We start from the raw sequence: 21,926 nt of genomic DNA, 5'->3' as shown, positions 1-21,926 counted from the left end.
CGTGCCCCACGCCGGACACAATTGAGCCGCCGTGCCCTTCTTGTTAAATAAACGATACCGTATCGTTTTATAAACAGGGGGCGCCGCGGCCGATGAGTCCGGCGGCGGCAAGTGCGTGTACGGTGACTGACGGCGAATGCCCTCCATCTCTTTCCTGACTGGATCAATCCTCTCCGACGGCCGGATCAGGAGGGCAGCCTCACGCCTGTTCAGGTCAGCCGTCTTGCTGTGCAGCCTCGCGCTGGCCGCCTGCACGTCCCTGCCGCGGACGCCCTACAGCGCTGCGGATGCCTCTGGCTCCCGCGTGCTCGATATCGACGGCCTGCGGCGCTACACCGACGAACCCGTCACAAAATTCCGTTTCGAGAAAGACGATCTCTCCTCAACCAGGACCTATCTCGCGCTCTCCGGCGGCGGCGCCGATGGCGCCTATGGCGTGGGCGTGTTGAACGGCTGGACCGCAGCCGGCACCCGCCCGACCTTCTCGGTCGTCTCAGGCGTAAGCACCGGCGGGCTGATTGCGCCTTTCGCGTTTCTCGGGTCCCAATATGATGGCACGTTGAGCGAGGTCTACACCAGCGGCATAGCGGAGAGCCTGCTCGCTGATCCCAGCATCATTCGCGTGCTGTTCGGATCCGGCCTGTTCGGCAATACGCGACTGCGCGAGCTGGTGGCCCGCTATGTCGGGCCGGAGATCCTGGCCGCCGTTGCACGCGAAAATGCCAAGGGCCGAAAACTGCTCGTGGTGACGACGGATCTCGACACCCAACGCACGGTCGTTTGGGACATGGGGAAAATCGCCGCGATCGGTTCGCCCGAGGCGCTGCGCCTGTTTCGCGACGTGATGGCGGCCTCCGCCAGCATTCCCCTGGTCTTTCCGCCCATCCTGATCGAAGCCGAGGGTCAGGGCCGGCGCTTTGAGGAGATGCATGTTGACGGCGGCGTGACTGCTCCGGTCCTGACGCTGCCGGATGCCCTGCTCCTCCAGGGACGTCTGCCCGGAAACAGCCGGATGAACATCTACATCCTCGTCAACAAGAAGCTCGAACGAACTTTCGAGCTCGTGTCCAACAGCACGATCGATGTCGCCTCTCGCAGCCTGTCGTCGATCACCCAATCCCAGACGCGCTCGGTTATCTTCTCGACATACGATTTCGCCAAGCGCAATCGGTGGGGCTTCCATCTGTCCTATATTGAGCGCGACTATCCCGCGTCGCCCTCAGAGGGATTCGATACCGCCTATATGCGCGCCCTTTATTGGTATGGCTATGAGAAGGCTGCATCGGGCCGCGCCTGGACCTCGACGCTTCCATGAGCCGCTTTGGAGCGGAACGACCACCTGCCGAGACCGTTGGCGATATGGCCAATTCGGCGCGAGGGCATGGGCGAGCAGCCGCGTGACATTCATCCTCCGTGTCCCGGACGCGACGCGGCACGAAGTGACGCGGCGCAGAGCCGGGACCCATCCCAAGCTAGTGGGCCCCGGATCAGCAGCGCACCACGCCGCCAAGACGCGGCGCGCTGCGCAGCATCCAGGGAACGGAGAGCGGGTTCGGCCAGATTCGCGATGACGCCCCTGTTACTGCGCGTTATAGAACAATGACGAGTATGCGCAGGAATCGATGGGCATGGGATTGACTGCGACCAAGGCCAGACCAGCAAGACGAGACGTCCCGAAGTCGCGTGGCGGCCGGCCGACGAAGAGCGCCGCCATCGAGCGCGATCAGCGGCTGATCGAAGTCGCCACCCGCCTTTTCTTGGACCGGGGCTACGATGCGACCTCGCTTGATGCGGTCGCGGAAGCAGCCCGGGTCAGCAAGCCCACCGTCTATTCGCGCTACGGCGACAAGCGCGGACTGTTTGCGGAGGTACTGAGGCGCGAGATTGCGCGCTGGCTTGCTCCGCTTGCTGAAGCGGCGGAGGGGCAGCTCACGCGTTCCTCGGAGATTTCGGTCGAGCAGCGCCTGATAGAGGTCGGGCGCGAGATGCTGACGTTCACCTGCGGACCCGATGCCGTCGCGTTCAGCCGCATGATGACGTCACAGGCCATCAACTTTCCCGACATTGCCAAACTTGGCAAGGAAGAGGGCTGGTTGAAGGCGGTTTCCACGACTGCGCGCTTCTTTGATCATTTGGTCGCACAAGGCGCCATGGACGTCGAGGATACTCGCATCGCGGCTGAGGTCTTTCTCGACATGGTCGTCGGTCACGCGCACCGGATGGCAACGTTCGGAACGCCGCTGGAGATGAAATCCGCCGAGAAGCGCATGCGCTCGGCGATCAGGCTGTTCCTGGCCGGTGCGCTTGGGCCATCGAGCCGCGTTCAGTCCACCCCCAAAGGAACCATTCGGCGGCGCCCTTCCCGCTGACAATTCCGTGAGAACCGCGTTTCACGTGCGTTACGCCACAGCAGCATCGTTGACCAAAACAAAACGATACGGTATGGTTTTGTTGCAAGCGAAGTGCGGTTTCCGCTTTCAGTGGTCCCAGCGGGGGCGCGCGCCGCTTCGATCGTCGCAAAACGACGGTACTTGCGACGTTCCGCGGCCGACCCGTATGCCTCCAAAGGGTCGGCCGCGCTTTCTTCGAGACGATCCGGCCCAACCGCCGGCAGAGACAGGCTCATGGATGGAGACTGCGCAATGCATGCGCCGAGATCTTGGAGACCGTTGCTTGCAGCAATCCTGGTGGCGATCATCCTCCCTGCTCCGATCTATGCCACCGCGTCGCCGACCGGTGAACCCGCCTCGCTTCGCAATGAGACCGAGGATGGCGCCGCGTCCGACCAGCAGGCGGTTGACCGCGAGCTCGCGCTTTTCCGCGGGTCGGCGGTCTCGCTGACCCAGGCGATGGCCATCGCGGAAGCCCTGCATGCCGGCGCGACGACGGCCGATGTCAGCTTCGACGGTGCCCCGGATTCACCGGTCTACCGCGTCAAAACTCTTCACAACGACCGCATCTGGCACCACGCCATCGACGCGACGACTGGCAAGATCGTCGGCGGCGAAGCCGCACTGCCCCTGAAGGAGTTCGACGCCGAGGACCGCAGCAACCTCGTTGCACTCAAGACAATCCGGCAGCGCCTGGCAGATGCCGTTCGCGTTGCCGAGCACGCGGCGTCGGGCAAGGCTATCAGCGGCGGGTTGATCCGCGAACGCGGCCGGGTGAGTTTCGCGATCGTCGTCATGAGTGGCAACGACCTGAAAGAGGTGATCCTCGAGCCTCCTGGCGCCGCAAGGCGGCCATGACGGAGCTCGTCTGCCACCATTGCAGCCCGGATGGGGCGAAAAGCCGTTGACGGCGGCCCCGAGCTGCCGCATAAGTCCGCGCCATGACGACTTCGACCAAAGCGACCACGAAAACCAAAGCACCCTCCGGGGGCTCGGGAGCCGTGCGCGCGTAGTCGAACGATCGCATTATCTGAACCGAAGCCCCGCCTGAAAAGGACCGGGGCTTTTTTATTGCCCGCAAACACATGCTTAACCCAGAGGACAGACCCGTGAGCTATCAACCCGTTGTTGCCATCGTCGGCGTAACCGGCGCGGTCGGCGCCGAATTCATCGCCACCATGGACAGGCGCGCTTTTCCGGTCGGCAAGCTCAAGGCGCTGGCGAGCGCCCGCTCGGCCGGCAAGACCATCGATTTCCGCGGCGAGAAGATCATCATCGAGGAGCTCACTGAAAAGTCGTTTGAGGGCGTCGACATCGCGCTGTTCTCGGCCGGCGGCAGCATCTCGCGCAAGTTCGCACCCGCCGCCGTGAAGGCCGGCGCGGTCGTGGTCGACAATTCCTCGGCGTTCCGGATGCACCTGAACGTGCCGCTGGTGATCCCCGAGATCAACGCGGGCCGCATCCGCGACCACAGGGGCATCATCGCCAATCCGAACTGCTCGGCGATAACAGCGCTGGTGCCGCTGTGGCCGATCCACCGCCAGAACCGCATCAAGCGCATGATCGTCTCGACCTATCAGGCGGCGAGCGGCGCAGGTGCGGCCGCCATGGAAGAGCTCGTGGAGTCGACTCGCGCCTATCTCGACGGCCGGCCGTTCACGCCAAAGGTGATCCCGCTGCCTTATGCGTTCAACGTCTTCAGCCACAACACGGCGATCGATCCCGAGACCGGCTACAACGACGAAGAGACCAAGGTGATCAAGGAGACCCGCAAGATCTTCGAGGACGACAAGATCGCCATCGGCGTCACCTGCGTCCGCGTTCCGGTGCTGCGCGCCCATTGCGAGGTGATCACCTTCGAATGCGAAAAGCCGATCACCGAGGATGAAGTGCGCGCGATCCTGTCGAAGGCGCCAGGCGTCAGAATCGTCGACGACCGGGCGAAGAACTATTTCCCGATGCCGATCGATGCGTCAGGCCAGGACGATGTGCTCGTCGGTCGTATCAGGAAGGATCTCAGCGACGCTTCCGGCCACTCGATCTCGATGTTCGTGTCGGCCGACCAGCTCCTCAAGGGCGCGGCGCTGAATGCGATTCAGATCGCGGAATTGCTGCCGCAGCGCGCGATGGCGTGAAGTGGCGAGATGATGTGAGGGTGGGCAAAGGCGCTCTTGCGCCGTGCCCATCGTCGAGCGCTCTGGCTCGCGATGGTGGGCACGCTTCGCTTGGCCCGCCATACAGCTAACGACGCGCGACGCTGTTTCGACACGCACACGAATTTGGGAAGACCACCATGCCAAGCACGCGGATCACGACAGGAAGCTGGGCGAGAGGCCGCGAGGCCAGCGTTCTTGAAGCCGTTCAGAATGCTCTCCTCTCTGCGCTGAAAATCCCCGATTACGACCGCGATATCGTGCTGGACCTGTATGATGCGAATAGAAGGATTATTCCTACCGGGCGATCTGAGCGGTACACGCGCATCGAAGTCGTGCTGTTTTCCGGGCGATCTCTGGACGCGAAAAGGTCGCTCTATCAGGCATTGGTTGCCAATCTGCATGACCTCGGAGTGCCAGCGAGTGAAATCAAGATCGTTCTGATTGAGGCTCCTCCCGAAGACTGGGGCCTGCGCGGCGGCCAACCTGCTTCCGAGATCGATCTTGGATTCCGCATTGACGTCTGACCACCGCCCGCGCCACGTAGGCATCGCTGGTCACTTCGGAAGCGCAAGCCACTACGCACTTCTCAATCAGTGCCCATCTTGATCCAATGGGACATCGACCTTTTGCTCTCTGGTAAGTCAACCGCTCTGACTTATGGTTCGCCGGTCGCGGATGATGTAGTTTCACTCGTGTGAGGTCACGAAACACGGTCAAGCCAGGTTGGGACAGTTCAAGTTCAATTTATGAGCCCAGGTGACATCGATTACCTGACGCCAAACCACGCAAGTCTAATCGCTCGCATTGCAAGAGGCCGTCTCATATCTGGCCGTATTCGCAAGGGAGTGCGTCATGCGATCATTTACAAGAGCAGCTAGTGCAGCGCTTGCCCTGTGCATGGTGCTGCTATCCTTTGGCTCCAGCGCTTTGGTCGAACCAAAAACGGCGGTAGCGGCAGCGGCCTCGGCATGGGGGCAAGCTATTGGCGGAGGCGATCCCGAAAAAGTCTTGACGCTCTATGCGGACGACGCCGTGCTCTGGGGCACGCTGTCGCCGACCGTGCGTTCCGATCGGGCGGCGCTACAAGATTATTTCGTGAACGCCTTCAAGGTTCTGCCCGGCCTGAAGGTCGCCTTCGGCGATCAATTGGTCCGCGTGTACGGGAATGCGGCGATCAACACTGGCTACTACACGTTCTCCTATGTCAGGGATGGCGAGGCGAAGACCTTGCCCGCGCGTTACAGTTTCACTTACGTCAAGAACGGCGAGCGTTGGCTGATCGTCGACCACCATTCCTCGGCCATGCCCTCAACACCGAAATAGCTCACCAGCTTTCAATTGGTGATATCGGTAGGAACTCCGCTGCAGCCGGGTCGCGGCTCGTCTGGATTGATCCGGAGCCGCGGTCGCAGCCCACGAGCCGAGCCGGCTCAGCCACCTCGATCGCCCGTCACGCGCCAGATGACGTTGCCGACATCATCAGCCACCAGCAGCGAGCTGTCGGGACCGAGCGTGACGCCGACCGGTCGTCCGTAGGAGACCTTCTCGTCGGGCGCGAGGAAACCCGTCAGAATATCCCGCGCCGGACCGGATGGCCGGCCGTTCTCGAACGGCACGAACACGACGGCGTAGCCGCTCAGCGTGCTGCGATTCCAGGAGCCGTGCTGGCCGATCACCATGCCGTCAGGAAAACCGGGCAGCGTGCCTGCCGGCATCCAGCACAGACCGAGCGAGGCGGTGTGGCCGCCGAGCGCATAGTCCGGCGTGATTGCCTTGGCGACCATTGCCGGATCCTGCGGCACCCGATCGTCCACCGTCTGCCCCCAGTAGCAATAGGGCCAGCCGTAGAAGCCGCCGTCGCGCACTGAGGTCAGATAGTCCGGCGGCGTTTCGTCACCCAGCCCATCGCGCTCGTTGACCACGGTCCAGAGCACGCCCGTGTTGGGCTCCCAGGCGAGACCCACAGCGTTGCGCAGGCCGCTTGCAAAGATGCGGCTCGTGCCATTCGCCAGATCGAGCTCATAGATCGCGGCGCGGCCTTGCTCGACCTCCATGCCGCTCTCGGCGATGTTGCTGAGCGAGCCGACGCCGGCATAGAGCTTTTTGCCATCCGCGCTCGGCAGCAGGCTCCGCGTCCAATGACCGCCGGGCTTGAACGCCACGAGTTTTCGCCCCTCGGCGCTGATGCGGTCCGCGCCCGCGACATAGGGAAAGGCGACCACGCCGTCGGTGTTGCCGACGTAGAAGGTGTCGCCCACCAGCGCCATGCCGAACGGCTGGCTTAGTCCCTCCATGAAGATCCCGCGCCCCTCCGCAACGCCGTCGCCGTCGCGATCGCGCAACAGCGTGATGCGGTTGGCGCTGACGCCGAGTGCCGCGGCGCGCCGCATCGTCGCCTGCATCGCATAATGAAACACGGTCCTGATGGGGCCCGGGATCTGCGTCGCCTCGGCGATGAGAACGTCGCCATTGGGCAGCACGTTGATCCAGCGCGGATGGTCCAGGCCTGACGCAAACGCGTTGACCTTGAGGCCGGGGGCCGCGGTCGGCTTCTGTCCCTCCCTCCAGCCCTGCGCCGTCGGCATCTTCAGCGTCGGGATCGCGCCTTGCGGCTTCGCCGCCGGAATTGCCGGCGTGTTGCCCCAGGCCGGTTTAGGCACGGATCCCTGCAGACGGCGCCACAGCAGCGCAGCGGCGCCGATCAGCGCGACTATTCGCGCAAAAATGCCGGAAAAGTTCATGTAAGGCCCCTGTTGTTCCCGCGCATCGATGCGCCGAGAGACGGTAGTTATACGATCTTGGCGACATCAGCCGAATCAAGAAGACAGGCGTTGGCGCTTTATTGTCAGAGCGCTTCCTCCCTGAACCTTTGCCCGCCCAATTGGCGGGCCTCTTTTCAAGCACGAGGACGCCCGGCTTTGCCTCAATCCCGCGCACGGAACAGCAAACAGGCATCGCCGTAGGAATAGAACCGGTAGCCGGCCGCGATTGCATGCGCATAGGCGTGCTTCATCGTATCGAGGCCGGAGAACGCCGACACCAGCATGAACAGCGTCGAGCGCGGCAGGTGGAAATTGGTCATGAGGATATCGACCGCACGAAAGCGATAGCCCGGCGTGATGAAGATCGAGGTCTCGCCGTCGAACGGCTGAATGGTGCCGTCTTCGGCCGTGGCACTCTCCAACAGCCGCAGCGACGTGGTGCCGACAGCTATGATGCGGCCGCCCTGGGTGCGCGCCGCGTTCAGCGCCGCCGCAGTGTCGGCCGAGATCGATCCCCATTCGGCGTGCATCCTGTGCTCGGAGGTCTCCTCCACCTTCACCGGCAGGAAGGTCCCTGCCCCGACATGCAGCGTTATCGGATGCAATTCGACGCCGTGGCGGCGCAACGCCGTCTCGAGCTCAGGCGTGAAATGCAGTCCCGCCGTCGGCGCCGCGACCGCTCCTTCGTTTGCGGCGAACATGGTCTGATAGTCGGCGGCATCGCGATCGTCAGGCGTGCGTTTGGAGGCGATATAGGGCGGCAGCGGCGGCGTGCCGAGATCGGCGATGGCCTGATCCAGCGCCGGACCGTGAAACGAAAACGACAGCGTGATTTCGCCCTCTTCGCCCTTGGCCTCGACCTCGGCGTCGAGATGGCCGAGCAGGCAGACCTTGCCCTCGTTGCCGAAGCGAACGACGTCGCCGGGCGCGAGCTTCTTCGCCGGCTTGACCAGCGCCTGCCAGCGCGAGCCGTCGAGTCGCTTGATCAGGGTCGCCTCGATCATCGGCTCGGTCTCGCGGCCGATGCGGCGGCCCTTGAGCTGGGCGGAAATTACCTTGGTGTCGTTGACGATGAGTTGGTCGCCCGGCTCCAGCCATTGCGGCAACTCGGCGACGGTTCGGTCGCGCAGTACCCCATCCGGCTGCACCACCAGCATGCGCGCGGAATCGCGCGGGCTCGCAGGCCGCAGCGCGATGCTGGTCGCAGGAAGTTCGAAATCGAAGAGATCGGTGCGCATGGCCTAAGCCGTCATCGCCCGCCTTGTGCGCAATTGCGCACTGGGGCGGGGCGATCCAGTACTCACAGACCTCTCTTATAGCGAAGGCTGGCGAGTACTGGATGCCCCGCTTTCGCGGAGCATGACATTGGAGTTTGTTTCTCGCAGCTCAAGCCGCGTCCACTGCCATCCGCGCTTTCACAATCTTGTCCGGGTTCTGCACCGGCTCGCCGCGCTTGATCTTGTCGACGTTTTCCATGCCCGAGGTGACCTTGCCCCAGACCGTGTACTGGCCGTTGAGGAAGGAGGCGTCGTCGAAGCAGATGAAGAACTGGCTGTCGCCGGAATCCGGGCTCGCGGCACGGGCCATCGAGGCGGTGCCGCGCACATGCGGTTCCTTGTTGAACTCGGCCTTCAGCTTCTTGCCGGAGCCGCCGGTGCCGGTGCCGTGCGGGCAGCCGGTCTGCGCCATGAAGCCTTCGATGACGCGATGGAACACGATGCCGTCGTAGAAGCCTTCGCGCACCAGTTCCTTGATCCGGGCGACATGGCCCGGCGCCAGATCGGGACGCATTTCGATGGTGACGGGACCCTGGGTGGTTTCAAGGATCAAAGTATTTTCTGTATCAGCCATGCTCTTGTCTCTTCTGGTTTGGGTGGACGTTTGCGGGTTCTGAAAGTGACCGCGAAAGGCCGGCCGGCGACCGCACCGCCCAGTCCCTCGGTAAATGGCAACGGCGTGCAGCGTTGCAATGTCTCCATCACGGCAGTTCGGTACGCAATCCTGTCGTTATCGCTGGCGCGTTCCGATTCGTAGGTGATCCTGGGTTGACCCAGAATGGCGCCCTCGCGGTTGAAGCTGACGACGACCGTGATGTCCATCGGGTTGGCGCGCGAGTAAGGCGGCGGCCGCCAGCAGGAATACAGTTTGGCAAAGACATCCTTGATGGTGTTGAGTTGCTGCGGCTGAGCCGGCGCATGCGCACCCAATGCGAGCCACGCGAGAGCAACGACAAACCAGACGAATGGCTTGCTGCGGCCCGCCGTCATGGCCTCACTTGATGTCGGATGCGACTTGCACCTTCACCATCTTGTCAGGGTCGACGACCGGCTCGCCGCGCTTGATCTTGTCGACCACATCCATGCCCGACACGACTTCGCCGATCACGGTGTACTTGCCGTTCAACGACGCGCCTTCGGCGAACATGATGAAGAACTGCGAATTGGCCGAGTTGGGATCGCTCGTTCGCGCCATGCCGACGATGCCGCGCTTGTACGGCACGTTGGAGAACTCGGCCGGCAGGTTCGGATGTTTCGATCCGCCAGTGCCGTTAAAATTCTTGCCGTCACCGGTCTGCGCCATGAATCCCTCGATCACGCGATGGAACGGCACGTTGTTGTAGTAGCCCTCGCGCGCCAAGAGCTTGATGCGCTCGGCATGCTGGGGCGCAATGTCGTTCCGCAGCTTGATCACGATGCGGCCCTTGGTGGTGTCGATTACGATCGCATTTGCCTTGTCGAGATTGGCAGGGAGCGGCTGCGCGATCGCGGGGGCCACAAGGAACAGCGCGGCGAGAACGGCGAGAATTCGGATCATGAAAGCTCCGGTCATATGGAAACAGGACAGCGCGTAAGAGCGCGTTAACCCGCGAATTTGGCCTTCAGCCTCGCGGCAATCTGGGGCGGCACGAAGGCGGAGATGTCGCCGCCCATGCCGGCGATCTGGCGCACCAGCGTGGCGGTGATCGGGCGGACCGCGGGTGACGCCGGGACGAAAACGGTGTGCACCTCTGGCGCCATCACCTCGTTCATGCCGGCAAGCTGCATTTCGTAGTCCATGTCAGTTCCGTCGCGCAGGCCGCGAATCATGATGGTCGCGCCAACCTGCCGCGCCGCGGCTACGGTGAGGTTGTCGTAGGTGGTGCAGTCGAACGCGCAGCCGGCCTTTTGCGCAATCGGCTCACATACCGCCCGAACCATCTCGAGCCGCTCCTCGGTCGAAAACAGCGGCTTTTTGCCGGAATGGACGCCAATGGCGACAACCAGCCGGTCGCACAGCGTCACGGCGTGCCGCAGCACGTCCAGATGGCCGTTGGTGATGGGATCGAATGAACCGGGATAGAGCGCAATACGGGACATAGGCCCCTCCTACCCCGCCCCGGGCGGCCCGGCAAGCCGGGTCGGGTTCCCGCTGAGCCGGCTTTTTACCTCGAGTCGGCCAATGAACCAATCCCGAGGCCCCCTGCGTCTCGGGCGGGCCGGTAGTGTTTCGTCCGCCAATGAACGACGAAACAAAACTCGGCCCTGACGAAACCATTTTCCGCGCCCGCGAAGACGGCCGGAAACTTGCCCTGACTACAAGTACTCCCAACGAAACGACGGGCCGCGAAGGCCCATGACAGGGGACCGTCATGATCAAGGCTTTTTCCGCCATCGCTGCCGCCGCGTTCATTGCTGCCGCGCTCACTGTATTGCCCGGCTTTGCCCCCCAGGTCGAAGCCAGCGTGCCGCAGGCGCTTGCCAAGGGTGACCGCCTGGATATCCGCACCGTCGGCAAGGATTGCTCGCAGCAGGCCTGGCCGAATTTCGAGGCCTCCTGCCTCCGTTCGGCCGGGTCCAGGTCGGTGGTGCGTGAAGCGCGCCTGGTTACCGCCGACCGCACCCCGTAGCGGTACAATCTTCGTTCAGACCAAGCTCCAAATACCTCCAAATACGCAAATGATGGCGAGTAGGGATGCCCTCCTGCTCGCCATTTGCGTTCCAGACTCTCATCACACCGGGATTGCGCTGGCAACTCGAGCTGGCGCCGAACGCGGCTCTTTGCCAGTGGGCGGGACCAGGGATGGTGTGCTGTTGAAGGCTGCGGTAGACTTCCCCCTGCGACTAGTGACCGTCCCTCTCCTGCGGGAGGACGATGTGGACATAGCGGATTGGCTACGCCGCCTCGGGTTGCATCAGTACGAGAGCGTGTTTCGCGACAACGACGTAGACACGGAGACCCTGCCCAGCTTGACGGCAGAGGATCTGCGTGAACTCGGCATCACATCGCTGGGCCACCGCAAGAAGCTCCTCTCGGCGATCGCCGCACTATCTCCGACACTCGCTGAGAATAGACTTGGCAAGAATATGGAGGACGATCGCGGGCCGCCGCTAGCGGAGGCTAGCCCTTCGCGACCGTCGATTAAAAATCGGCCCGCCGAGCGCCGTCATCTGACGGTGATGTTCGTCGACCTCGTTGGTTCGACTGCCCTCTCGGTGCGCCTCGATCCCGAGGACTTGAGCGAGATCCTTGCCACCTACCACCAAGCGGTGGCGGCGGAGGTGGCCCGCTTCGAGGGATATATCGCCAAGCTCATGGGCGATGGCGTGCTGGTCTATTTCGGCTGGCCGCAGGCGCATGAGGACGAGGCCGAACGTGCGGTGCGCAGCGGGCTTGCTATTGTGGAAGCCGTAGAGGGGTTAGAGAAACGAGCCGGCGCAGCTCTTTCCGCGCGCGTCGGGATTGCGACCGGGCTGGTCGTGGTCGGCGATCTGATCGGGGAAGGCGCTGCCCAGGAAGAAGGGGTCGTCGGCGCCACGCCCAACCTCGCCGCGCGTCTGCAGCAGCTCGCAGAACCCGGCGGCGTGGTGATCTCCGAGAGCACACGACGCCTTCTTGGCAGCTGGTTCGCGCTCACCGACCTGGGCCCGCAACAGATCCGGGGGATCGAGTGCCCGGAACTGGCGTTCCGAGTTCTTGGCGAAGCGGCCGCCGAGGATCGGTTCGAGGCCCTGCGACGCGCGGAGGTGGGTCCATTGATCGGCCGCGAACAGGAACTCGCTCTCCTCCTCGATCGCTGGGAGATGGCCAAGGGCGGCGAAGGTCAGGTCGTCGTGTTGGCCGGCGAGGCCGGCATCGGCAAGTCTCGCATTGTCCTTGCGCTGCGTGAGCGTATCCGCAACGAACCTCGGTTCCGGATCGGCTATTCCTGCTCGCCGCATCATATGGATAGCGCGCTCTGGCCCGTGTTCGTGCAGCTCCAACGGGCGGCAGGGTATCTGCGTGAAGATGCACCCTCGCTGAAGCTCGAGAAGCTGGAGCAGCTCCTCGACAAAGCGGGCGGGTTCGGCGAGGACGCGACGCCGCTGCTCGCTGACCTGCTGGGGCTGCCGCTCCTTGGACGCTACGCAGCGCCCGCTGGCACGCCGCAAGAGAAAAAGGCGCGCGTCTTTGGCATCCTCTTGGCGCAAATGGAGGGGCTCTCACGACAGCGGCCGATGCTCATGGTCCTTGAGGACGCGCATTGGCTCGATCCGACGTCGGCGGAGCTTTTCGAGCGGATGGTGGACAGGATCCGGGTTCTGCCGATACTTCTCGTCGCCACATTGCGGCCTGACGTACCGACGCCTTGGACGAATTTCCCGCATGTCACATTCCTCAGCCTCAATCGCTTCGGGCGGCCAGCATCCCGAGCGCTCATCCAGAGTGCGGCGGGCGGACAGCAGCTTCCGCCCATCGTCATCGAAGCCATCCTCGCCCGCACGGAGGGCGTGCCGCTGTTCGTCGAGGAATTGACGAAAGCGGTCCTCGAATCGGTGATCTGGAAGACAACGGCCGGCGATGACCATCTCGAGCTCGTCGGCCCACTTCCGCCGCTGGCCATTCCGGCGACGCTGCAGGAGTCGCTCATGGCGCGCCTCGACCGCCTGGCTCCGGCACGCGAGGTGGCGCAGATCGCTGCCTGTATCGGCCGGGAGTTCGACGAGGAGATCGTCGGTGCGGTCGCGGGATACCCAAATCTGCAGCAGCTGACGGCGGTGCTCGATCAGCTATGCCGGGCGGGTCTCATCCAACGACGTGGGACGCCGCCGCATCATACGTACAGCTTCAAGCACGCGCTCGTCCGCGACGCGGCCTACGCCACCCTGCTTAAGTCACCGCGTCAGCAGCTGCATGCACATATCGCGCAAGCGATCGAGCGGTTGCGGCCGGAGATCGCGGCGGGCCAGCCCGAGATCGTCGCCCATCATTTCATCGAAGGCGGCCTGCTCGACCAAGGGGCAATTTATCTTCTGGCCGCCGGTCGGCTGGCAAAGGCGCGGCATGCCGTCAAAGAGGCGGTCTCTCAACTTGAAACGTGCCTGCAGCTCATGTCCCGTCCTCGGGACAATGCAGCATCGGCCGATCGGCGCACCGAGCGCGAGTGCGTCCTGATGCTGGGTGACTTGGCCGGCGTCGAGGACGATCTCGACAGAGCGAACGACTACTACGAGCGCGCCATGGCGCTCAGCGAGACTGACGCCGACCGCGACCGCGCGCGCAACTGCGTTCACCGCGCCCGGTACGCGGAGCGAGACGGCGCGCGGCTCGTCTTCTACGAGCACGGCAGCGGCGAGCCGACGATCGTATTCATCAATCCCATTGTCTATGGGCTTTCGACCTTCGAGCCGATTCTCGAGCAGCTTCGCCAAGAATTCCGTGTCATCACCGTCGACTGCCGGGGCGCCGGACGGTCGGCCCCACTGGTGCGGCCTTACGGCATTCTCCAACACATAGAGGATCTGCGGGTGATCATCCAGGCAGCCGACGCAGCTCCAATCGTCGGCGTCGGCATCTCGCGCGGCTCCAACCTGCTTATCCAGCTTGCCCACAAACACCCGGAACTTGTGGGAAGGATCATGACGGTGGGCACGCCGCTGATCGGAGCGGACGGTTGCCCGGTACTTAATCCGGATTACATGGCGTTTTGTCACGAGATGGCGCTTTGTGAGGACGCTAATAGCCGGGGTGCCATTGAGGAATTGATTCGCGTGCACAATCGGTACGTCTACAGCGAGCCAGATACCGACGAGTTGCGGCGGATGGCTGCTGAGCGCGTCTGCAGATTGCCAATCGAGACGATCCTCAGCTTCTATGATCCCGATCCGAATATGGACATCGCGCCGCTGCTCGAATCGATCGCGGTTCCCACGCTCGTCGCGCACGGTCGAGAAGACCGGCTCGTCCCCTGCGCCGCCAGCGAATTCATCGCCTCGCACATTCCCGACGCTCAGCTCTATCTCTTCGACGGCAAGGGGCACAACCCGATGTTCTCGGCCACGGACGAGTTTTGCGATGTGCTTCGCAATTTCATTCGCACGGGACGCGCGGAAAGAACGTCTCGAGGATCGCTGGCGGCGTAAAACAAAGAGTCAGGAAACGCTAAACCGAGACGTCGCCCAATGCCCGCCTATACCTTGGCTTGCGCCACATCTCTTCCGGCTCAGGAACGCGATCTCGTCTTGCTGGAAGGTCGCGGCGCGCGGCCGTCTGCCGTCCCCGGATTGGCGACGCGCTTGAGCACCGACGTCACGACGTATCGGCCGGCGGGATGGATGCTTTCCGATATCTCGAACAGGCGGCCGTGCGAATCCAGATATCGGCGGATGACCTCGAGCGCAGCCGATCCTGCGTCTGCGCCCAGAGCTTTGGCAAACTCGTTCGGCACAACGGTTGCCGCAACGGTCTGATGCAATTCGCATTCGAGCAGTTCTCGCGGTCGGCCCGCTCTCTTAGAACGAGTTCGGCCTTCGCAGGCCGCGCTTGACGGATTGGTACATATCAATCAGATGGCCGGACATACTAACGGGGAGGAAACAAGCGCGTGGCCAGCACGATGTTCGACAGCGCCCTCTATCGCGACGTTTTCTCGACGCCGGCCATGCGGGCGGTGTTTTCCGACGAGGCCCAGCTCAAGGCCTATGTGCAGGCCGAGGTGGCGCTTGCCACCGCGCAAGGCGAGACCGGCGTGATTCCGCGCGAGGCGGCCGAGGCGATCGCGCGGCAGGCGCCGGCGATCGCGCTCGACGTCGAGCAGTTGAAGCGCGACACCGAGAATGTCGGCTATCCCATCGTCGGCCTGGTTCGCCAGCTATCTGAGCGGCTGGGCGACGCCGGCCGCTATCTGCATTGGGGCGCGACCACCCAGGACATCATGGATACGGCGACCGTGCTGCAACTGCGCGAAGCAGTCGCGCTGATCGAAACCCAGCTCACCGAGGTCATGGCAACGCTCGCCAACCTCGCCCGCCTCCACCGCGATACACCGATGGCCGGCCGAACCCATCTGCAGCAGGCCCTACCGATCACGTTCGGGCACAAGGCAGCGATCTGGCTCTCGGCGCTGCAGCGCTCGGCCGAACGGCTCGAACAGGCCAAGCCTCGCGCCCTTCAGGCGCAGCTCGGTGGCGCGGCGGGAACGCTGGCTGCGCTCGGCGAGCGCGGACTGGATGTGCGTGCGGCTTACGCGCGCGTGCTCGGCCTGGCCGAACCCGACATCACCTGGCATGTCGCCCGCGACGGGCTGGTCGAACTGGTGCAGACGCTGGCCGTAATCTGCGGCGCGCTCGGCAAGATCGGCTACGACGTCATGATCCTGATGGCGACCGAGATCGGCGAGGTGTTCGAGCCCTTCTCCTCGCATCGCGGCGCATCCTCGACCATGCCGCAGAAGCGCAACCCGATCTCCTCGGAAATCCTGCTGGCGAACGCAAAGGCATCGCGCGATGCCGCTTCGCTGATGTTAGATGCCATGGTTCAGGATCTCGAGCGCGCCACCGGGCCCTGGCACTGCGAATGGCTCGCCCTGCCCCAGGTCTGTCTTCTGACCGCCGGGTCGCTGGCGCAGGCGCAATTTATGCTGTCCGGCCTGAGCGTCGATCCCGCGGCGATGAAGCGAAACCTGCAATCCACGCGCGGGCTGATCGTCGCCGAAGCGGTTATGATGGGGCTTGCGCCGGCGCTTGGCCGTCAGTTGGCGCACGACGAGGTCTATGCCGCCTGCCGCGACGCGTTCGACCGTGGCGACGCGCTGCTCGATGCCTTGCTGCGGCGCCCGGCCATCGCATCCGCTTTGCCGCGCGATCGGCTCGCCGCCCTGTGCGAGCCGTCAAACTATCTCGGCACCGCCGGGGCGATGGTGGACCGCGTGCTGGCGCGTCAAAGCCAACGATAAGCACGATCAAACAAGCATCTGCGAGGATCGATTCACGGCGACCCGCACTCTTGATCGCCGCGCCGTTACGTTCGGGCTGGCCGGCGCGCTCTGCATGCCTTCGCATCCTGCGCGCCCAGGCGAGCTATCCGGACCAGCCGATCAACCTGATCGTGCCCGTTGCCGCCGGCGGACCGACCAATGCGATCGCGCGCATCTATGCCGAATTCCTCTCGCGCGACTTTGTGCCGCTGATCCGTCAGGCGGGGCTGACGATCGAGTGATGGCTGCCCGCAGCCCGGATAAAACGGAGCGAAATCTGGAAACGGTATCGGAAGTGTCCCTGCTTGGACAACACGTCCGTTGTGCCCTCGATTGTGTTGCAAAAGTCGAAAATCGAACAGCACCAAAAATCTCGCGAAAGTGATTTTTTGACTTCTCTGCTGCTGCGTCGCTTTTCAGCGCCACTACGGAGGTCCGTGATCAATTTTGGATGAAGCGACTTGGCCCCCTCACGTCGCCGCGCGTAAAACGGATCAGCGGCTCTAAGAATTTTCGTTCGCCACCCCAAAAAAACTTTTGCAACACAATCCCCTAAGAGCGGACGTCGCCAGGCCGCCCCGGAAGGTCCGTTTCGGGCCACTTCCGGACATTCTGCTGCACGCCTATTTGGACCGTACGAAGGTAACGATGCTGCGCGTCATCCCCTTGTCCGGCCAATTCGGGTTCACTCGCCATGGCGACAACACTTGCAGTCGGTCACCGTCCACCGTGAGAGATCGGGCTTGCTCGGTGCCGACCCACTCGGGAATCCACGCCACCTCGACCTTGGTAGTCCACTTGTCCCCTTCAATGCGATAAGTGCCGGTACAGGCGATGAGTGTGGCAAATAGTTCGGCACGTTCCTGGCTGGTCTTTGCAGGCTTGCGCGCCTCTCCGGTCAGGACGAGGAACACGCGCCCCTCAGCGTTGAAGACAACATAGCCGGTTGGGTTTTGTCCCATCGCCGGCTCTTTCTCGCCGGTCGCCTGAACCTCTGTCTCGTAGGATACCAGTTTCCAGGTGCCGAGTACCTTGTGGGTGTCGTCACCGAAGCTCGGCTGACCGACGAGGCACAGCACGAACGTGATTCCCAAAAATCTGAACATCGCTTCCTCCAATCGCGCGCTCCGATCAGGGGAAGTTTTGTACTGCGGAGCCTCCGTCGCAATGTCTGAGACGGGTCAAAAACGACCTTACGACGCGTCCGCGCAAAGTCCGTTCATACCCGCAATAACAGACGTCGCCAGCCGGGCCTGTCAGATCCGAAAAGTGCCAATAGCAGCCGATCGTTGAGAGATTGACCGGTTCAACCGGAGCTATTTCTTCCTCCCTGGCATGAAGCTCGGCTGCCAGGTCGCGGCCTTTTGGCTGGGCGCCGCGGCGATGACCTTGACCTTTTCTTTCTTAGGCTTCTTGGCTTCGCGGTTGCCTCGTTGCTAGCTTTTGGCCATGGCAGTCTCCTCCTGTTTTTCAAGATGGTTGAATTCGTCTGACAACAGGACTGCCCGCGCGGGGTGCAGATCCTCACGTCGATGTAGCCTTCTTGCACGAACTGCCTGGCCTTCTTCAGCGCGGCCGCCGCCGTGACGCGGCCGAGATTTTCGCGGGCCCCTTCATGGTTGCCACTGACCCGGTATTTCAGTTTAGGCATGGAGGACGGCCACCGCGATCACCACGATCGCAAGCAGCAGCGGGATGATGACGGGCGATACGATCCACTCGGCCAGGCGAAACTGCCGCAAGGGGATGCTCCTCCGCTTTGTGGCGGGAGCGCGCGCGGCCCTCAGTCACCGGTGGATGCCGTGGGAAATGCGGTGATGGCTGACCCTACGCTGATGTTCCAGCAATAGCGAACGCCAAAACGCTTCGCGCCGGCCGCGGCAAGAGCGCGCAGGAAGCGACAAGGAACTGCCTCCATTCGCGGCGCGGCAAGAAAGCGATGGCTATTGCGGCGGAGGGGGCGCATGCTGCTCTGCGGGCAGCGCCGGCGCCGGCACTTTTGCGAAAGGCAGGCGCGCATGACCATCCGTTCCCGACGTGAAGTCGTCACCTTCAAACATCCGTTCCGGATCAGGGGCATCGATCGCCTGTTGCCCGCCGGCGCCTACGAGGTCGTCACCGATGAGGAGACGATCGAGGGCCTTTCGTTCGCGGCGTTCCGCCGCGTCGCCACCATGATCAAGGTGCCGGCGGAAGGCTCGCGCGGGTTGGCGATGGAGGTGGTCTCGATCGGCCCGGTCGATTTGTCGGACGCCCACCGCATCGACGCGAGCACATCCGATGACTGACGAACCACTCGACCTCGACAGCCACCGCGGCATGGCGGCGCAGAAAGCGACCGACATCCGCCGCGCGCTGGCGGAAGTCGAGACCCATGCGCGGGAGCTGCGCGAACGGCGGGCCGAGATCGAAGATCACTTGCTGGCGTTTCCCGCCGCGTCGTGGCCGGAGGCGGCCGCCAAGGCGCGCTACGTCCTGAAGCTGTATGCCGCAGGACTGGCGCCGGAAGACACAAGGCATCGCGACCTCGTCGCGGCCATCCTCGAGGACTTTGCCCGGCTCACTGAGCAGGGCTGAGGCAAAAGAGGGCTGCGATCGCGGCGCCGCGTAAGGAGTAGGTCACTGACGCTCACGCACGGACGCTTCATCAGTTACGAGTACGACAGGATGGTGGTGCTGTTCTCGATGCTCGACGGCAACAGGGAGATCCCTTGCGCGGTCTCGACCTCCGCCATGGATGAGCTGGATGGTGTGGTGCGCGCGAGAGCGGGCCAGCGTGAGGGGCAATTCATGCGGTTGCGCGAGCGCATCGAGGTGTGCGCAGCCGACAAATATCGGGCGACCGAGTTCGAGGACACGCCGCCCGGAATTGTCCTGCGCAGCATCGATTTCCGAAAGCTGCGATGAGACCGCGCGGCTCGCCGCGGCACATGGGGAAGTGCTGCTGTCGGGGTTAGCGACCGCTCTATGCGCTCGGCAGCACGCAAACGAACGCCCGCTGGCAGATCCGCTGGACGCGGTTCATCTACATCGTTTCCCGCAGCCGACGCGAAGGTTGCTAAGAGCATAGGGTGGCTCGAGCCCCATATTACTAGCATCACTGATCGTAAAAAGGCTTCAGTGACTGAGAGACCGTACCGTGCTCCCGCCGCCCAATAGGAGGGAGCCCATGAATTCGATCATCTATCCATTGCATTTTCAGCGAAGGTTCGAGCGGCGCTGGGCTTCTAGAATGGTCAGCGAGCCGCGCCGCTCTCCATCACGAGGGGCCCACGGCTGTTGTCAACGAATGGCGGTGTTCCGCTTGCGGCAACAGCTGGGAGACGATTGCTGATCCCGGCGCGGGCTCAACGAAGCCAGCTCAATGAGCCATTGGCCTGCCTTGTGCTCGGCAGAGGCGGCGCGGCGGTGACCGAAGCCGCCCCATAAAGGCGGCTCTGACACAACGGCGAAAGAGCGCAGCGATTCGCACGGCTCGACCTGAAGCAAGGAGGCTCTTGTGAAAGGCAATATATTCAACAGCAAGGGTAGTCACGTTGGTGTTATAGTGGGTCGAGAAATTTTCGACCGTAATGGTACGAAGCTATATGACCTCAAAGGGATCAACATCTACCGGCTTCCGGAGAGTTGATTGGTCATCTAAATGACGCGAGCGGTTCGGACAAGCGGCTCGATAAAAAGCGACCGACCGCTTGTTCACGTAGTCTCCCCCAGGCGCGGACTGTGGATGCACGAGAGCACCACGCCGAATGTCCGATAGGGGTCTTGGCCGTGTAAAAACGGTCTTACGGGAGGTCAATTCTGAGAGCCAGGCGCAGAGGAAGTCTCAGGCCGCGATTGCAGCGATTAGGCGCTTGGTTCCGATGATGTTCATGGCCCGTGTCAGATTGTAGGCCAGAACCGAGAGCGCCATCTCGGCGGCTACTTTTGGAAGCGTTTTAGTGAGGAAGTGTGTCGCTCCCATGCGGGCCTTCATCGTGCCGAACGGATGCTCGACCGTCTCGCGACGCTGACGCATGGCTTCTGGGTTTGCGTCAAGGCGCCGCTGCACAGCTTCGAGCAGATGCTCATGCTCCCATCGTGTAATTCGCCGCTCTGGCCCGGTCGTGCACTGCGATTTGAGCGAACAATTTTGACAGGCAGTGGTCCAGTAGCGCCGCAGCATCTTGCCGTCTTCTTCGTTTGTGTAGTGATACGGCAATCGCTCCCCAGCTGGACAGCGATAGGCGTCCTCTTCTGGCAGATAGGCAAAGTCCTGCTTACCGAAGCGTCCATCCGACTTGGCGCCCGACGTCAGCGGCTTGGGCAGAGTTACCGTGATGCCTGCTTCATGACACGCAAGGATCTCCGGGCTATTGAAGTAGCCGCGATCGGCCACAGCCTCGAGCGTCTCGGTCTTTAGGACGGTCTTCGCCTGCTTGGCCATATTGGCCAGTTGCGCCCGATCTGAGCCGCTATTTGTCACCTCGTGCGCCACAATCAGATGGTGCTCGGTATCGACGGCGACCTGCACATTATAGCCGACAACGCCGGAGCCCCGGCCACTCGTCGCCATCGAACGGCTGTCGGGATCGGTCAGGGAGATTTGCTGGTCCGGCGAATCCAGCATCTGCTTCTCGTAAACCGCAAGCTTGCCCATTTCCTCCTTGAGCTTCGTCAGCTTCTCGGTGAGCCTTGTTACCTTTGCGGCCAGCGCCTCGCTTGGCTCCTGTCGATCGGCCGTGTCAAGCTGGCTCAGATAGCGCGCGACGCTCTCCTCAAGCTGAGCACGCCGCCGTTGCACCTTCGCCTTTGTGAAGTTCCTGTCCCGATTGTTCACGGCCTTGAACTTGCTGCCATCGATGGCGACGCTCGCCGTCGCAAGAAGCCCCATTTCGCGGCAGAGTTCGACGAAGCGCGCACAGACCTTGCGAAGCGCCAAGCCGTTGTCTTTCCGGAAGTCCGCGATCGTCTTGTGATCGGGAGCGAGCCGGCCCAGCAGCCACATCACCTCGACATTGCGTCCGGCTTCTCGTTCGAGCCGGCGGCTCGACTGCACCCGGTTTAGGTAGCCGTAAATGTAAAGCTTAAGCAGAACCGAGGGATGGAACGAGGGCCGACCAGTCGCCGCCGGCTCCACTCCTTCAAAGCTCATCTCAGCCAAATCGAGCGCACCGACAAACACGTCGATCACGCGGACGGGGTTGCTCTCGTCAATGAAATCATCGAGGCACTCGGGCAGTAGCGTCCATTGCCCGCGATCCGCCTCTTCAACGAAGCGCCTCATCAATTCCCCCTTAGAATCACGGGAGAATCATAACAGCAGCACCGCGTTTTCACACATGGGGTAATTCCGGGCCAGAGCCATACTGAAGCTCTCAGAATCAGCTCTCCAGGAATCGATGAGGCTCATCTCTTGGGCCCTGCA

Annotated in this window: 22 protein-coding genes; 13 read left to right on the top strand and 9 right to left on the bottom strand. The window is 62.8% G+C overall.

Annotation, left to right across the window (positions count from 1 at the left end; all coding sequences use genetic code 11):
• Window positions 1–136: 136 nt before the first annotated feature.
• The 6 genes from IVA95_RS01625 (at window position 137) to IVA95_RS01600 (ending at window position 5,869) form a co-directional block, all read left to right on the top strand.
• Window positions 137–1,315, top strand: coding sequence for a patatin-like phospholipase family protein (locus IVA95_RS01625; RefSeq protein ID WP_247508907.1), 1,179 nt, complete (start codon window positions 137–139; stop codon window positions 1,313–1,315).
• A gap of 313 nt (window positions 1,316–1,628) precedes the next feature.
• The gene (locus tag IVA95_RS01620; RefSeq protein ID WP_247508906.1) at window positions 1,629–2,369 is read left to right on the top strand and encodes a TetR/AcrR family transcriptional regulator; all 741 of its coding nucleotides are present in this window, start codon (window positions 1,629–1,631) and stop codon (window positions 2,367–2,369) included.
• Between the two features lie 273 nt (window positions 2,370–2,642).
• Window positions 2,643–3,248 (top strand): PepSY domain-containing protein, encoded by a 606-nt coding sequence (locus IVA95_RS01615; protein WP_247508905.1) that lies wholly within the window; start codon window positions 2,643–2,645, stop codon window positions 3,246–3,248.
• Window positions 3,249–3,475: 227 nt separating this feature from the next.
• Complete coding sequence (locus tag IVA95_RS01610) at window positions 3,476–4,525, top strand: aspartate-semialdehyde dehydrogenase (protein ID WP_247508904.1); 1,050 nt, start codon at window positions 3,476–3,478, stop codon at window positions 4,523–4,525.
• A 158-nt stretch (window positions 4,526–4,683) separates the two neighbouring features.
• Window positions 4,684–5,070 (top strand): tautomerase family protein, encoded by a 387-nt coding sequence (locus IVA95_RS01605; protein WP_247508903.1) that lies wholly within the window; start codon window positions 4,684–4,686, stop codon window positions 5,068–5,070.
• 328 nt (window positions 5,071–5,398) lie between these two features.
• A complete protein-coding gene (locus IVA95_RS01600) occupies window positions 5,399–5,869 on the top strand; it encodes an SgcJ/EcaC family oxidoreductase (RefSeq protein ID WP_247508902.1) in 471 nt (156 codons plus the stop codon).
• Between the two features lie 107 nt (window positions 5,870–5,976).
• On the opposite strand, the gene IVA95_RS01595 is transcribed toward IVA95_RS01600, so the two are convergent.
• From IVA95_RS01595 to coaD, 6 genes are all read right to left on the bottom strand, one after another.
• Window positions 5,977–7,287: a sorbosone dehydrogenase family protein gene (locus tag IVA95_RS01595; RefSeq protein ID WP_247508901.1), complete on the bottom strand. Its 1,311-nt coding sequence runs from the start codon at window positions 7,285–7,287 to the stop codon at window positions 5,977–5,979.
• Window positions 7,288–7,469: 182 nt separating this feature from the next.
• Complete coding sequence (gene queA, locus IVA95_RS01590) at window positions 7,470–8,546, bottom strand: tRNA preQ1(34) S-adenosylmethionine ribosyltransferase-isomerase QueA (RefSeq protein WP_247508900.1); 1,077 nt, start codon at window positions 8,544–8,546, stop codon at window positions 7,470–7,472.
• 148 nt (window positions 8,547–8,694) lie between these two features.
• Window positions 8,695–9,159, bottom strand: a complete 465-nt coding sequence (locus IVA95_RS01585) for a peptidylprolyl isomerase (RefSeq protein WP_213256545.1) — start codon at window positions 9,157–9,159, stop codon at window positions 8,695–8,697.
• Window positions 9,135–9,575 (bottom strand): TonB C-terminal domain-containing protein, encoded by a 441-nt coding sequence (locus IVA95_RS01580; protein WP_247508899.1) that lies wholly within the window; start codon window positions 9,573–9,575, stop codon window positions 9,135–9,137. The genes IVA95_RS01585 and IVA95_RS01580 overlap by 25 nt, the downstream gene beginning before the upstream one ends.
• Window positions 9,576–9,579: 4 nt before the next feature.
• Window positions 9,580–10,122, bottom strand: coding sequence for a peptidylprolyl isomerase (locus tag IVA95_RS01575; protein ID WP_213256549.1), 543 nt, complete (start codon window positions 10,120–10,122; stop codon window positions 9,580–9,582).
• A gap of 44 nt (window positions 10,123–10,166) precedes the next feature.
• Window positions 10,167–10,664 carry a pantetheine-phosphate adenylyltransferase gene (coaD, locus tag IVA95_RS01570; RefSeq protein ID WP_247508898.1) on the bottom strand — a complete coding sequence of 166 codons (498 nt, stop codon included), beginning with the start codon at window positions 10,662–10,664 and terminating at the stop codon, window positions 10,167–10,169.
• Window positions 10,665–10,936: 272 nt separating this feature from the next.
• Between coaD and IVA95_RS01565 the strand changes: the two genes are divergently transcribed.
• Both IVA95_RS01565 and IVA95_RS01560 read left to right on the top strand, forming a co-directional pair.
• A complete protein-coding gene (locus tag IVA95_RS01565; protein ID WP_247508897.1) occupies window positions 10,937–11,194 on the top strand; it encodes a hypothetical protein in 258 nt (85 codons plus the stop codon).
• A gap of 247 nt (window positions 11,195–11,441) precedes the next feature.
• Window positions 11,442–14,687 (top strand): alpha/beta fold hydrolase, encoded by a 3,246-nt coding sequence (locus IVA95_RS01560; protein ID WP_247508896.1) that lies wholly within the window; start codon window positions 11,442–11,444, stop codon window positions 14,685–14,687.
• 80 nt (window positions 14,688–14,767) lie between these two features.
• Here IVA95_RS01560 and IVA95_RS01555 read toward each other — a convergent pair whose 3' ends face one another.
• On the bottom strand, window positions 14,768–15,019 hold the full coding sequence (locus IVA95_RS01555) for a UTRA domain-containing protein (RefSeq protein ID WP_247508895.1): 252 nt from the start codon (window positions 15,017–15,019) through the stop codon (window positions 14,768–14,770).
• 141 nt (window positions 15,020–15,160) lie between these two features.
• Here IVA95_RS01555 and pcaB point away from each other — a divergent pair, with 141 nt between their 5' ends.
• Both pcaB and IVA95_RS01545 read left to right on the top strand, forming a co-directional pair.
• Complete coding sequence (pcaB, locus tag IVA95_RS01550) at window positions 15,161–16,498, top strand: 3-carboxy-cis,cis-muconate cycloisomerase (protein ID WP_247508956.1); 1,338 nt, start codon at window positions 15,161–15,163, stop codon at window positions 16,496–16,498.
• 50 nt (window positions 16,499–16,548) lie between these two features.
• Window positions 16,549–16,761: a hypothetical protein gene (locus IVA95_RS01545; protein ID WP_247508894.1), complete on the top strand. Its 213-nt coding sequence runs from the start codon at window positions 16,549–16,551 to the stop codon at window positions 16,759–16,761.
• A 381-nt stretch (window positions 16,762–17,142) separates the two neighbouring features.
• Here the strand turns inward: IVA95_RS01545 and IVA95_RS01540 are convergent, their stop codons facing one another.
• Window positions 17,143–17,625, bottom strand: coding sequence for a lipocalin-like domain-containing protein (locus IVA95_RS01540; protein ID WP_247508893.1), 483 nt, complete (start codon window positions 17,623–17,625; stop codon window positions 17,143–17,145).
• A gap of 912 nt (window positions 17,626–18,537) precedes the next feature.
• On the opposite strand from IVA95_RS01540, the gene IVA95_RS01535 reads away from it, so the two are divergent.
• The 3 genes from IVA95_RS01535 to IVA95_RS01525 are packed head-to-tail and all read left to right on the top strand — an operon-like array spanning window position 18,538 to window position 19,426.
• Entirely contained in the window at window positions 18,538–18,807 is a 270-nt protein-coding gene (locus IVA95_RS01535) for a hypothetical protein (RefSeq protein ID WP_247508892.1), read from the top strand.
• Entirely contained in the window at window positions 18,800–19,096 is a 297-nt protein-coding gene (locus tag IVA95_RS01530) for a hypothetical protein (RefSeq protein ID WP_057847551.1), read from the top strand. Before IVA95_RS01535 ends, IVA95_RS01530 begins: the two co-directional genes overlap by 8 nt.
• A gap of 45 nt (window positions 19,097–19,141) precedes the next feature.
• Window positions 19,142–19,426, top strand: coding sequence for a DUF1488 domain-containing protein (locus IVA95_RS01525; RefSeq protein WP_247508955.1), 285 nt, complete (start codon window positions 19,142–19,144; stop codon window positions 19,424–19,426).
• A 919-nt stretch (window positions 19,427–20,345) separates the two neighbouring features.
• Here the strand turns inward: IVA95_RS01525 and IVA95_RS01520 are convergent.
• Window positions 20,346–21,785, bottom strand: coding sequence for an IS1182 family transposase (locus tag IVA95_RS01520; RefSeq protein WP_247508891.1), 1,440 nt, complete (start codon window positions 21,783–21,785; stop codon window positions 20,346–20,348).
• Window positions 21,786–21,926 lie beyond the last annotated feature (141 nt).

Origin of the sequence: Bradyrhizobium sp. 157 (assembly GCF_023073815.1) — a bacterium.
In the GTDB taxonomy this organism is placed as follows: Bacteria; Pseudomonadota; Alphaproteobacteria; order Rhizobiales; family Xanthobacteraceae; genus Bradyrhizobium.
This window is presented reverse-complemented; position numbering and strand designations above follow the sequence as displayed.